Genomic DNA, 12,056 nt, shown 5'->3' with positions numbered 1-12,056 from the left:
TCCTAACTGTGGGGTTGCCCCGGGGGCGGCGGCGTGCCGCCCCCGGGGCGAGGTGGACGGGCGTCAGCGGTGGCGTTCCGCCGCCGTCTCGCCGTACTCGTAGGAGGCCTGCAGTGCGTCCTCGACGGACTTCTGCCCAGCCAGCGCGGCGCTGACCTCCTGGCCCATGCGGGTGCCGAGGTCCGCGAACTCGGGGATCGCGAGGTACTGGCAGCCGGGCGCGGGGCGGGGGTAGGTGCCGCAGTCGTTCGGGTCGGACTGCTCGATGGCGGCGAGCATCTTGTCGCGGTAGGCCTCGGTGGCCTCCTGGTACTCGGGGATCTCGAACGTGGAGAGCCGCTTGCCGTCGGGCACGCGGGTCCAGCCGAGTTCCTCGCCGACCTTCTGTTCATACTCCTTGCCGGAGGCCCAGGAGATGAACTCCCACGCCGCGTCGAGGTTCTTCGTGGTCTTCGGCACGCCCCAGGCCCACGCCCAGACCCAGCCGGAGCGGGCCTCCTGGCGCGGGGCGTCGGCGTAGCCGACCTTGCCGACGACGGTCGACGAGGTGGGCGACTCGACGCTGTTGGCCGCGCTGGTCGCGTCGAACCACATGGCCGCCTCGCCCTGGCTGAAGATGTTCAGGCACTCGGTGAAGCCGGCGTTCGTTGCGCCCTCCTCGCCGTAGTTCTTCACCAGGTCGACGTAGAACTGGACCGCCTCGGTGGTCTCCGGGGAGTTGATCATGTTCTCCCAGTCGGCGTTGAAGAAGCCGCCGCCGAAGGCGTTGAGCATCGATCCGACGACGGCCATGTTCTCGCCCCAGCCGGGCAGGCCGCGCATGCAGACCGGCGTCATCTCCGGCTCGGCCTCCTTGATCTGCGCAGCGAGCTGCTCGATGTCCTCCCAAGTGGGCTCGTCGGGCATCGTCAGGCCGTGCTCGTCGAAGATGTCCTTGCGGTACATGGTGAAGGCCGACTCGCCGTAGAACGGGATGGCGTAGAGGTCGTCGTCCTTGGACAGGACGCCCTTCATGGCCGGCATCAGGTCGTCCACGTCGAAGTCCTCGTCCTGCTCCGCCATGTCCTGCAGGTTGTGCAGCCAGTCGTTGGCGGTCCAGACCGACCCCTCGTAGGCGCCGATGGTGACGACGTCGTACTGGCCGGCACCCGTCGACACGTCCTGCGCGACGCGGTCACGCAGTTCGTTCTCGGGGAGGATGGTGATGTTCAGGTCGATGCCGGACTCCTCCTCGAAGTCGGGCGCGAGGCCCTCGAGGTCGGTCATCTGGGGGTTGCCCACCATGAGGATGTTGAGGCTGCCGCCCCCGTCCCCGCCGTCGGTGCCGCCGGCGCCCGGGGACGCGGTGTCCGACGGGGAGCCCGCCCCGGAACACGCGGCCAGCGTCGTGGCGAGCGCTGCGACGCCCAGCGTCGTCCAGAAGCTCTTCCTGCGATGTATGCGTTGCATCTTGGTAACTCCTTTGTACCTTGTGAACGACTCGCCGGCGCACGGGAGATGCGCCGACCCTGTCAGGGTGTGTCGACGAACGGGTGGGGCAGGCCCGCCGCCTTGGCCGCCGCCATGGCAGCCCCGACGATTCCCGGCTCGTCCGGTGTCCCGGTCCTGGGACGCTGGTCCAGGCGCTCGCGTTCGCGCCGGATCAGTGGATCGTGGGTCCAGCCGCCGAGGATGGCGGACCCGGTGGGTGGGCCGATGACGCGTGAGATGTCATCGGTCATGGACTTCGAGTCGGCCAGGAGCTGTTCCACTGCCTGGCGCCAGAGGGACGGCCGGTCGTCGCCGGAGGTGACCCCGACGATCGAGAAGCCGTCCAGTGTCACGTCCGCGAGCCGTGCGCCGACGGCCGGGGCGGCGTCCATCGCCTCGCGGCTCAGCGCGAGTCGGTCCTCGGTGGTGGGGCAGCCGACGAGGCGGGCGAGCCGCTCGAGGGTCAGCCCCGTGGGGAGGGTCGACAGCACGTACCACCGGTCGCCCAGCGGGTGCCAGTCGACGGTGGCGCCCAGTTCGACGAGGCGCAGCACCTCCGCCTCCGACAGGCTCGGTTCGACGACGCGGATCTGCGCCTCCGACGTGCCGAGCGAGAGGCAGAGCGATCCGGTGCGGTACTGGCCGATCGACAGCGCCGCTACCGGATGGTCGTGGCCGACGGTGGTGACGACGGCGCCCCTCAGGGAGGCGGGCGCCCCGTCGCCGACGGTCCCCAGCGGCGTCCCCGCCGGCAGCGGCTCGCCGGGGAACAACCACTCCCCTGCGCCCAGGAACTCGAGCCCGTCGGCCCACCAGCGGCGGGCGCGGAGCTCGAAGAGCCCGGTCCGCCCGCTGAGCGAGAGCTCGCTGGCCTCCCGGCCGGTGAGCCGCCAGGTGACGTACTCGGGCATGTTGAGCCAACGCTGGCCGGGCCGGAAGACGTGGCCCTGCGCGCGGAGGTGGTCGAGCTTCACGATGCTGGGCGCGAGGTCGCAGCCGTGCCCGGTGGCGGTCATGAACCGCTCGCGGCCGAGCGCCTCCTGGACGCGGTCGGCGTCGCCGAGGGTGTGGTGCCAGGCGTACCCGGGCGCGATCGGGTTGCGGTCCCGGTCGAGGAGCGCCCCGGTCTCGGCCATGCCGGTGGTGCCGATGGCGACGATCCGGTGGCCGTCGGCGGCGGCGCGATCGGCGCAACGCGACGCGGCCTCCAGGGCCAGGGTACCGAGCTCCGCGGGGTCCACGACGGGGCCGTCGGAGGTGCCGCGCCAGGGCGTGGGGAGTGACTCGACCGCCAGGAGCTCGAACTCCGGCGACACGAGTCCCGCCTTGACGCGGCTCGTCCCGATGTCGATCCCGAGGAGGAGGAGGTCCGTCATCGCCCGGCCCGCCTTCCCCGCACGACGAGCTCGCCCACGGTCAGAACCACCTGGCGTGGGGACTCGCCCTCGGCGCGCGGCTGGATGAGCAGGTCGACGGCGGCGCGGCCCAGCGCGTCGGCGCTCTGCTCCACGCAGTGGATGCGGGCGTCGAGGAGGTCGAAGAGCGGGTGGCCGTCGAACGACGCGAGCTCCAGGTCGAGACCCAGGCGATGGCTGGCGTCGACGACCTGCACGAGGGGCCGGACGCTGAGCCCGATCACCGCGGTGGGCCGCTGGGTGCGCAGCATCTCGTCGAGCGCCTCGGTGGGGATGGTGCCCGACTCGTCGGCGCGGGCCACTGCCCCCGGGTCCAGCGTGATGCCGGCCTCGGCGAGCGTGTCGACCACGGCCTGCAGGCGCACGCTCTGCGTCCAGATCTCCGTGTCGAGGCTGACCACGGCGAAGCGCTCGTGGCCGCGTTCCAACAGCGACAGGGTGAGCGCCCGCGCGCCCTCCTCGTTGTCGGTGGTGACGGAGTCGCAGCCGAGGTGGGGGGCGGGGCGGTCGACGGACACCACCGTCGTCCCGAACTGGGCCTCGGTGCTCAGCTGGATGGGGACCGGGCCCGGCGCCGGGACGACGATGAGCGCGGGCACCCGGTGGCTCACCATCTGCCGCACGAGGCGGTCCTGCTCCTCGGGGTGGTTGTTGTGGCAGCCGATCAGCACCTCGAGCCGCTGGCTGCTCGCCGCCGCCTGCACCCCGGCGGCGACGGCGCCGAAGAAGGGGTCGGCCACGTCGGGGATGAGGAGGCCGACGAGGGACAGCTTCACGCCCGTGCGCAGGGAGCTGGCGAGCGCGTTCTGCGTGAAGCCGAGCCGCTCGGCCGTGGCGGTGATCTGCTCGCGGGTGGCCGGCACCACTCGGGGGTCGTTGCGCAGCGCGCGGGAGACCGTGGAGGGGCTGAAGCCGGTGGCGTCGGCCACGGCGCGCAGGGTGGGTCGGGGCATGCGTTGGGACATCACCGGAGCCGCTCCCTGAACTCGCGGACCTGTGCGGCGTCGGCACGCCCGGGGATCCACTGGAGCACCGCGGAGGCAGCGGTGGCGGTGCCCATCGCCACGGCCTCGGCGAAGTCGTCGCCCCCCGCCAGGGTGGCGAGCAACCCGCCGAGGAAGGCGTCACCGGCGCCGATCGGGTTCACCGTCTCCACCTCGAGGCTGGCGCAGGTTCCCGACGCGTCGGGGGTGGCCCAGGCAGCGCCGGCGGAGCCAACGGTCACGACGACGTACCGGACACCGCGCGCGGCGAGTTCCCGGGCGGTGGTGAGCGCCTCGTCGAGGGCGCCGTGGCCGAACTCGACCGCCTCGACGCTGTGCTGGGCCGAGAGCGCCTGCTGTGCCTCGGCGAGGTTGGGGGTGATGAGGTCCGGTCCCGCGGGCAGTGCGGCGGCGAGCCAGGCGGGGCCGGTGTCGAGCGCCACCTTGGCACCGGCGGCCCGGAGGTCGGCGACGAGGCGTGCCACCTGGTCGGCGGAGACACCGGGAGGGAAGCTGCCCGACAGCACGACCCAGTCCTCGTCGGCGGCCCTGCGGACCAGCGCATCGCGCAACGGCTGCCAAGTGGCGTCGGTCATCGGCTGGCCCTGGCCGTTGATGACCGTGGAGCGGCCGGAGTCCTCGTAGCAGATGATGGTTTCCCGCAGGTGCCCCGGCACCTCGTGGGTCTCCGCGTCGAGCCCCTCCTCGCGCAGGAGCTCGAGATAACCCTCGTTGTGCTCGGGCAGCACGACGAGCAGCGTGGGGCGGAATTCGTGGGCCGCCATCGCCCGCAGCACGTCGACCGGCTTGCCGCCGGCGAGGCGGCGGTTGCGGGTGGCGCGGGAGACGGAACCCGGCCGGAGCTCGGGGAGGAAGACCTGCCGATCCATCGTCGGGTTCATGCACACGACAAGCACTTTCGCCACCTCCCTGTGGGTTCTGCCTGCTGTTATGTCTCGCTGTGCTAACGTTGTCATTCCTGCCGGATCATTGTCAAGCCTTTTGCCGGAATTGCCACCGTGGCGAGGCCCGGCGGCACGCGGAGAGGACTTCGGATGGGCGCAACGGTCTGCGCGATCGACCTCGGGACCAGCAGCGCGAAGATCGCGCTCGTCGCCCGCGACGGCACCATGCTGCGCTCCACCAGCGTCGATTACCCGGTCCGCTCCCCCCACCAGGGTTGGGCGGAGACCGACCCGGCCGAGTGGGCGCGCGCGCTGGAGTCGGGGCTCTCGGAGGTGCTCGACGGCGCCGAGGACGACGTCGTCGGCGTGGGTCTGGACGGGCAGATGCACGGCGTCGTGCTCGGGGCCGGCCGCGTCGCGCTGCGCCCCGCCATGCTGTGGCCCGACTCGCGCGCCATGGCGGAGCTGGAGCTGTGGCGCGGCCTGCCCGCCACCGTCCGCGCCTCCCTCGCCAACCCCCTCGCGCCGGGGATGTTCGGGCCGCTGCTCGCCTGGCTCGGGAGCCACGAGCCCGCGACGATGGAGCGGGCCGAGTACGCCTGCTCCCCCAAGGATTGGGTCCGCGCACAGCTCGCCACCGGGCCGCTCGTCACCGATCCCTCCGACGCCTCAGCCACCCTGGTCTGGGACGTGCCCGGTGGGCGATGGCACGCGGAACTCGCCCGCGCCGTCGGCATCCGGACCGACCTGTTGCCGGAGGCCCTGCCCTCCGGCACCGCGCTGGAGTCGCGGCCGTTCGGCCCGCTGCCCGGCGGGCTCCCCGTCTCGGTGGGCTGCGGCGACACCGCGGCCACGCTCCTCGCCACCCGGCTGCAGCCCGGCGAGGCGCTGGTCAACCTGGGCACCGGCATCCAGGTCTGCATGGAGACCGACGAGGCACGCCCCGCCGAGACGCCCACCTGCCACACCTTCGCCCGCGCCGACGGAGGGTGGTACTCGATGGTGGCGCCCCAGAACGGGGGCCTCGCGCTCGGCCAGGTGCGTGCCCTGCTGCGCGCGGAATGGGACGAGGTCTACGCGAGCCTCGACGAGCAGCCCGCCCCCGGGTCGCGGGTGGCGTTCCAGCCATGGTTCTCGCCCGACCGGCTACCCCGGCTCTGGGCCGGTGACGCCGCGGGCTGGCACGGCCTCGGCCTCGGTACCACCCGCGCCGACCTGTTGCGCGCCGCGCTGGAGGCGGTCGCCTTCCAGGTGGCCGACGCGATCGCGGCCCTCCCGGAGCGCCCCACGTCGCTGCGCCTCTCCGGCGGCGGCACCCGCGACGCGCGCATGCGGCAGTTGCTGTGCGACGCCGTCGGCCTCCCGGCGCGGCGTTCGACCGTCGCCGACGCCACCGCCCTCGGGGCCGCGCGGCTCGGCTTCCACGCGGCAGGGCTGGACCCCGACTGGTCCGTCCCCCGGGAGAGGGAGATCATCGAACCGCATCGGGATCCAGCCCTGGTCGACCGGCGTCACCGGTTCAGTGGCCTCGCTGCTCAGCAGCTGGACTTGTAGACCGCCTCCCCGCCTTCGCCCTCGAGGTTGTCCATGGTGATGATGGTGAAGTCGGTCTGGATGTCCTCCTGCTTCTCCTCGCCCTTAAGCGCCTTGTCGGCGGCCTGGACGCCCATCACGCCGATCTCGAACGGCTGCTGCGCCACGAGCGCCTGCACGGTGCCCGCCTTCAGCGCCTCGACCTGGTTGGGCCCGGCGTCGAAGCCGATGACGGCGACGTCCGTCGCGCCGGCCTGGCGGATGCCCGTCGCGGAGCCCTCGGCCGCGAACAGGTTCGCGGCGAAGATGCCGACGATGTCGGGATCCTTCTGGAGTGCGGCCGAGACGAGGTTCGCCGCGGTCGCCGGGTCGTTGTGGCTGTACTGGACGCCCACGTACTCGAACGCCGAGTCCTCCGCCACCGCTTCCTCGAAGCCCTTCACGCGGGCGTCGAGGGTGGAGACGCCGGGATCGGTGCTGATGACGAGCACCTTGCCGCCCTCGGGCTTCAACTCCTTGATGGCGTCGAACGCGGCGGCGCCGCCGCCGATGTTGTCGGAGGCGATGCCGGTCACGGCGAAGGAGGGGTCCTCCACCGTCGTGTCCACGAGCACGACCTTGATGCCCGACTCGGCCGCCCGCTCGAGCGGGCGCTGCATCGCGGTCACGTCCGTCGGCGCCACGAGGAGCGCGTCAGGCGAGGAGGCGACCACCGAGTCGATGATGGGCTGCTGCAGGGTTGGGTCGAACTTCGTCGGACCCTGCGTCTCGACCGTGTAGCCGAGCTTCTCGGCCTCCGAGAGGATGCCGCACTCCATGGTGATGTAGAACTCGTCGCCCTGCACGCCCTGGACGAAGGCGATCGTTCCGCCACCTCCCTCCGCGGGGGTGCTCTCTCCGCCGGTCGCCTCGCTGGTGCTCTCGGTGGGGTCCGCGGCGCCCGTCGGGGACGTCTCCGGGGCGCCGGTGGTGCAGGCGCCCAGCGCGAGCGTGAACGCGCCGAGGACCGCTGCGGTCCTGATGCTGAACTTCATCGTTCTCTCCTTTGGTTGGTGTTCGGTCAGGTGGTGGCTGGGTGTTTGGTGGTTGGCTGTTTGCCCTTGGTGCGGGGCTTCCCGCCCCTCAGGACCTGGGAGCGCCGCTGCTGGTCCACGTAGACCGCGGCGATGAGGATGGCGCCGACCGCGGCCGTCTGCCAGTAGGGCGAGACGCCGATGATGACGAACCCGGACTGCAGGACAGCCGGGATGAAGAGCCCGATCATCGTGCCGAGCATCGACCCCTGGCCGCCGAAGATCGACGTGCCGCCGATGACCACCGCGGTGATGACGTTGAGGTTCGTCATGCTCTGCCCCGCGATGGTGGTGGTGCCGTACTGCGACAGCGAGAGGATCCCGGCCAGTCCGCAGAGCAGTCCGCCCAGCGCGTAGACGAGGATGAGGTGCCGGTCGACGTTGATGCCGACGCGCCGGGCGGCGATCTCGTTGGAGCCCACCGCGTAGGTGTACCGGCCGAACCTGGTCTTGTGGAGCCAGACGCCGCCGATCACCACCACGGCGAGCGAGATCAGCGAGATGGCGGGGATGCCGAGGAAGCGCCCGTAGCCGATGACGTCCTGCAGCACCACCGGCGCCGAGCGGATGTCGAGGCCGCCGGTCATGATCTGCGCCGCGCCGAGCGCGAGCGACAGGGAGCCCAGCGTCACGATGAGCGGCGGCACCTTCGCCTTCGCGATCACGAACCCGTTGAACAGTCCCCACGCCACGCCGGACACCAGCGCGACGAGCAGACCCACCAGCGCGGTGGTCCAGCCTTCGCCGCCCATCGACTCCATGACCTTCGCCGACATCACCGACGAGAACACGAGCAGCGAGCCGACGGACAGGTCGATGCCCGCCGTGATGATGATGTACGTCATGCCGACGGCGATCACCGCCCAGATCGACACGTTCTGCACGATGTTGGTGACGTTGTTGTAGGTGGCGAACTTGCCCGGGGCCATCAGCGTGAAGAACGCGATGATCACGACGAGGACGACGAAGATCCAGAAGGACTGCATCTTGGTCGTGCGCGCGAGCAGGCCGCCCTTGTTGACCTCTTCGTTGGTGGTGGTCACGCCTGCCCCTTGCTCTCGTCGGTGGTCCTGCTCCGGTCGTGCACCTCGATGGCGCCGGTCATCGCGCCGACGAGTTGCTCGACGGATGCGTCGCGGCCGTCGAAGGTGGCCACCCGCCGCCCCAGCCGGAGCACCTGGATGCGGTCCGCCACCTCCAGGACGTGCGGCATGGAGTGGGAGATGAGGACCACGGCGACGCCCTTGTCGCGGACGCGCTTGATCATGTCGAGCACGTTCTGCGTCTGCACGACGCCGAGCGCGGCGGTGGGCTCGTCGAGGAAGAGCACCTTGCTGGCCCAGGAGACCGAGCGGGCGATGGCGACGCTCTGCCGCTGCCCGCCGGACATCTCACCGATGGGCACGTCGACGCGGCGCACCGCGGAGCCCAGGTCCTGGAAGGCCCGCTTCGCCTCCGCCTGCATGGCGCGGTTGTCCAGGAAGCCGAGCTTTCCCAGGATCCCGCCCCTGACGATCTCGCGGCCGAGGAACATGTTCCCGGCGGGGTCGAGGTGCGGCGCGAGCGCCAGGTCCTGGTGCACCACCTCGATCCCGGCGTCGCTGGCGTCGTGCGGGGTCTCGAAGTGCACCCTGCGGCCGTCCATGAGGAGTTCGCCGTCGTCGATGTCGAGGTTGCCGGTCATGGCCTTCACCATCGTCGACTTCCCAGCGCCGTTGTCGCCGATGAGGGCGACGACCTCGCCGGCGTGGACGTCGAAGTCCGCCTGGTCGAGGGCCTGCACGGAGCCGAAGCGACGACTGAGGCCCCTCGCTTCGAGCAGGGGTGTCCGAGTTTCGGGTGGTGCGGTCACCAATGGCCTCCTGGCTGTGTCGGTGTGGCGATCCATCCCGACCGGCCGTGGTCGGGGGTGGCTACTTGAGTGAGGCTGCGGGCGCCGGATACTGCTCGACGACCGCTCCGTGAGTCCGCCGCGGCGGACCTAGTACAACGTTGTCATTCGGATGTGCACGCCACTCTAAGAAGCGAATGCCAACGATGTCAATGGTTTTTATCAATCTGCAACAACCCGTCGCCGGCGCGCTCGTGCTGTGCCAGAATCGCCGACGTGACGACGCTCGGGCGGCGCCGCAGCCGCCACGTCACCCCTGTACCCCGAGCCCAGGAGGACCGATGACCAGGACCGACCTACCCGTGACCCTCATCACCGGCGCCAGCTCCGGCATCGGGCGCGACCTCGCCCTCCGGCTCGCCCGGCGCGGCGACACCGCCCTCGTGCTCGTCGGGCGCGACCGGGCCCGCCTCGAGGCGGTCGCCTCGGCATGCGAATCCCCGACCCTCGTGGTCGCGGCCGATCTCGGCGTCCCCGGGAGCGCCGAGGAGGTCGTGGCAGCGGCCCTCGCGGAGTTCGGGACGCTGGACACGCTCGTCGTCAACGCGGGTCTCTACTTCGGGGGCGAGCTGGACGATGCCCCGCCGGCCGGTGTGGACGCGCTGCTGGGCGTGAACGTCACCGGCTCGATCCAGCTGGTGCGCTCCGCGCTGCCGACGATGCGGGCCGCCGGCCGCGGCGACGTGCTGCTCGTGACCTCGGTCTCGGGCTACCAGGACATCCACTGGGAGCCGGTCTACTCGGCCTCGAAGCACGCCATGGTCTCCTTCGCGCACACCCTGCGGCGCCAGCTCGTCGGCACAGGCATCCGCGTCATGTCCATCGGCCCCGGTGTCGTCCTGACCGAGTTGTGGGGCTACGACCGCGACGACGAGCGCATCAGCGACGAGGCCGCCGCCGCCCGCGGCATCGAGGTCTCGCAGGTGACCGACACCATCTGCTTCATGCTCGACCGCCCCCGCCACGTCACGATCCGCGACGTGGTCCTCCTCCCCACCAACCAGGAGATCTGACATGCTCACCTTCCACGACGGCCCCTACCTCGTCACGGGCGCCAGCGGCGGCATCGGCGCCGCGACGGTGCGGCGGCTCCGCTCCGCCGGCTGCACGGTGTACGCCAGCGGGCGCGACACGGACAAGATCCGAGCGCTCTGCGACGAGACCGGCGCGTTCCCCCTGCCCTTCGACCTCCGCGACGAGGCCTCCATCGAGGGCGCCGTCTCCGGGATCGACTGGTACGGCGTCGTCAACTGCGGTGGCGACGGCGGCGAGATCGCCGCCCCCCAGGACACGGACATCGAGGTGTTCGACCGCGTCATCGCCGTGAATGCCCGCGGCACGCTGCTGGTGACGAAGTACGCGGCGCGCGAGATGATCGCTGCCGGTCGCGGCGGCGCCATCGTCAACGTCTCGAGCCAGGCCTCCCTCGTCGCGCTCACCGGGCACGTCTCCTACGGAGCCTCGAAGGGCGCCGTCGACACCATCACCCGCGTGAGCGCCCTGGAGCTGGGCCCGCACGGCATCCGCGTCAACGCCGTGAACCCGACGGTGGTCATGACGCCGATGTCCGCCTGGTACTGGGACAAGCCCGAGACGGGCGGGAAGCTCCTGGAGGCCATGCCGCTCGGGCGCTACGCCACCGAGGACGAGATCGCCGCCCCGATCGCCTTCCTCCTCAGCAACGAGGCGAGCATGATCAGCGCCGTGACGCTGCCGATCGACGGTGGCTTCACCGCCGTGTGACGCGTCCGTCCCCCACAATGGACCGATGGACAACGCACCGGGCCACGGCCCCCGAGGCGAGGGGGAACGCGCCCTCGTCGTCATCGACATGCAGAACAGCTACTTCGAATTGCCCGGCCTCGCGGGCAAGGAGACGGAGCTCCTGCCGAAGGTCAACGAACTGATCCGCGCCGCGCACGACGCGGGGCGGCCGGTCTTCCTGGTGCGCACCCAGCACGAGCGCGACCGCTCGACGTGGACCGTGAACATGATGGAGGACGACCAAGGGTTCGCGTTCCCGGGCACCCGGCAGGCGGAGTTCCTCGACGGGCTCGTCACCGGCGACCACGTCGAGATCGTGAAGACGCGGGACAGCTCCTTCCACCGCACGGACCTGCTGGAGCGGCTCGAGGAGCGCGGCGTGACGCACCTCCTGCTGTGCGGCATCTCGACGCACTCGTGCGTCAACCAGACCGCGTCGGACGCGTTCGCCCACGACTTCCACGCGTCGATCGCCGTGGACGCGGTCACCTCCGAGAACCCAGAACTCGCCGACGCGATGCTCGACTTCCTGAAGACCGAGATGCGCCAACCCCTCCTGCGGCAGCAGGAGGCGCTGGCCTTCCTCGCCCGCTGAGGCGCGGCTCAGGCGTCGCCGGAGAGGCGGTCGAGTGCCTCCTTGAGCGCGGTGCGCACCTGGTCGGCGAGCGGCTCCATCTCCGGGTTCTTGGTGACGGTGAACATCGCCTCGGGGTCGACGGCCTCGACGACGGTCAACTCGCCCGTGCGGCGCACCACCACGTTGCAGGGCAGCAGCACGCCCAGCGACGGCTCCACCTGGAGCCCCTGGTAGGCGAACCGGGGGTTGCAGGCGCCGAGGATGACCTGGTCCTCGACGTCGACGTCGATCTTGTTCTTGAGGGTCTTCTTGATGTCGATCTCGGTCAGGATGCCGAAGCCGCTCTCGGCGAGCGACTCCCGGACCTTCGGGAGCACCTCGTCGAAGGGCTCCTCGAGATCGATCTGCAGTCCGTAGCTCATGGTTTCCTCCTGTGTTGATCATG

The 12,056-nt window shown here is 71.0% G+C and carries 12 protein-coding genes; 4 read left to right on the top strand and 8 right to left on the bottom strand.

The window, feature by feature from the left end:
* Positions 1-63: 63 nt before the first annotated feature.
* The 4 genes from BLR46_RS04320 to BLR46_RS04305 form a co-directional block, all read right to left on the bottom strand.
* Complete coding sequence (locus BLR46_RS04320) at positions 64-1,449, bottom strand: ABC transporter substrate-binding protein (RefSeq protein WP_093249169.1); 1,386 nt, start codon at positions 1,447-1,449, stop codon at positions 64-66.
* 62 nt (positions 1,450-1,511) lie between these two features.
* Positions 1,512-2,846 (bottom strand): FGGY family carbohydrate kinase, encoded by a 1,335-nt coding sequence (locus BLR46_RS04315; protein WP_093249166.1) that lies wholly within the window; start codon positions 2,844-2,846, stop codon positions 1,512-1,514.
* Positions 2,843-3,850 carry a LacI family DNA-binding transcriptional regulator gene (locus BLR46_RS04310; protein WP_093249164.1) on the bottom strand — a complete coding sequence of 336 codons (1,008 nt, stop codon included), beginning with the start codon at positions 3,848-3,850 and terminating at the stop codon, positions 2,843-2,845. The genes BLR46_RS04315 and BLR46_RS04310 overlap by 4 nt, the downstream gene beginning before the upstream one ends.
* On the bottom strand, positions 3,850-4,785 hold the full coding sequence (locus tag BLR46_RS04305; protein ID WP_176761654.1) for a 1-phosphofructokinase family hexose kinase: 936 nt from the start codon (positions 4,783-4,785) through the stop codon (positions 3,850-3,852). Before BLR46_RS04305 ends, BLR46_RS04310 begins: the two co-directional genes overlap by 1 nt.
* Positions 4,786-4,923: 138 nt before the next feature.
* On the opposite strand from BLR46_RS04305, the gene BLR46_RS04300 reads away from it, so the two are divergent.
* Positions 4,924-6,327, top strand: a complete 1,404-nt coding sequence (locus tag BLR46_RS04300) for an FGGY family carbohydrate kinase (protein ID WP_093249159.1) — start codon at positions 4,924-4,926, stop codon at positions 6,325-6,327.
* Here the strand turns inward: BLR46_RS04300 and BLR46_RS04295 are convergent.
* The 3 genes from BLR46_RS04295 to BLR46_RS04285 are packed head-to-tail and all read right to left on the bottom strand — an operon-like array spanning position 6,309 to position 9,231.
* Positions 6,309-7,340, bottom strand: a complete 1,032-nt coding sequence (locus BLR46_RS04295) for an ABC transporter substrate-binding protein (protein WP_093249156.1) — start codon at positions 7,338-7,340, stop codon at positions 6,309-6,311. The genes BLR46_RS04300 and BLR46_RS04295 overlap by 19 nt on opposite strands.
* Before the next feature lie 26 nt (positions 7,341-7,366).
* On the bottom strand, positions 7,367-8,422 hold the full coding sequence (locus BLR46_RS04290; RefSeq protein WP_218118314.1) for an ABC transporter permease: 1,056 nt from the start codon (positions 8,420-8,422) through the stop codon (positions 7,367-7,369).
* Positions 8,419-9,231, bottom strand: a complete 813-nt coding sequence (locus BLR46_RS04285) for an ATP-binding cassette domain-containing protein (RefSeq protein ID WP_245701483.1) — start codon at positions 9,229-9,231, stop codon at positions 8,419-8,421. The genes BLR46_RS04290 and BLR46_RS04285 overlap by 4 nt, the downstream gene beginning before the upstream one ends.
* A gap of 320 nt (positions 9,232-9,551) precedes the next feature.
* On the opposite strand from BLR46_RS04285, the gene BLR46_RS04280 reads away from it, so the two are divergent.
* From BLR46_RS04280 to BLR46_RS04270, 3 genes are read left to right on the top strand one after another with little or no spacing between them, the layout of a single operon-like run.
* Positions 9,552-10,283 (top strand): SDR family oxidoreductase, encoded by a 732-nt coding sequence (locus tag BLR46_RS04280; RefSeq protein WP_176761653.1) that lies wholly within the window; start codon positions 9,552-9,554, stop codon positions 10,281-10,283.
* 1 nt (position 10,284) lies between these two features.
* Complete coding sequence (locus BLR46_RS04275; RefSeq protein WP_093249149.1) at positions 10,285-11,013, top strand: SDR family oxidoreductase; 729 nt, start codon at positions 10,285-10,287, stop codon at positions 11,011-11,013.
* A gap of 25 nt (positions 11,014-11,038) precedes the next feature.
* Positions 11,039-11,629, top strand: coding sequence for a cysteine hydrolase family protein (locus BLR46_RS04270; protein ID WP_093249147.1), 591 nt, complete (start codon positions 11,039-11,041; stop codon positions 11,627-11,629).
* An 8-nt stretch (positions 11,630-11,637) separates the two neighbouring features.
* Here the strand turns inward: BLR46_RS04270 and BLR46_RS04265 are convergent, their stop codons facing one another.
* Positions 11,638-12,033, bottom strand: a complete 396-nt coding sequence (locus tag BLR46_RS04265; protein WP_093249145.1) for a DUF302 domain-containing protein — start codon at positions 12,031-12,033, stop codon at positions 11,638-11,640.
* Positions 12,034-12,056: the final 23 nt, after the last annotated feature.

Source organism: Tessaracoccus oleiagri, assembly GCF_900103275.1.
Lineage (GTDB): Bacteria > Actinomycetota > Actinomycetes > Propionibacteriales > Propionibacteriaceae > Arachnia > Arachnia oleiagri.
This window is presented reverse-complemented; position numbering and strand designations above follow the sequence as displayed.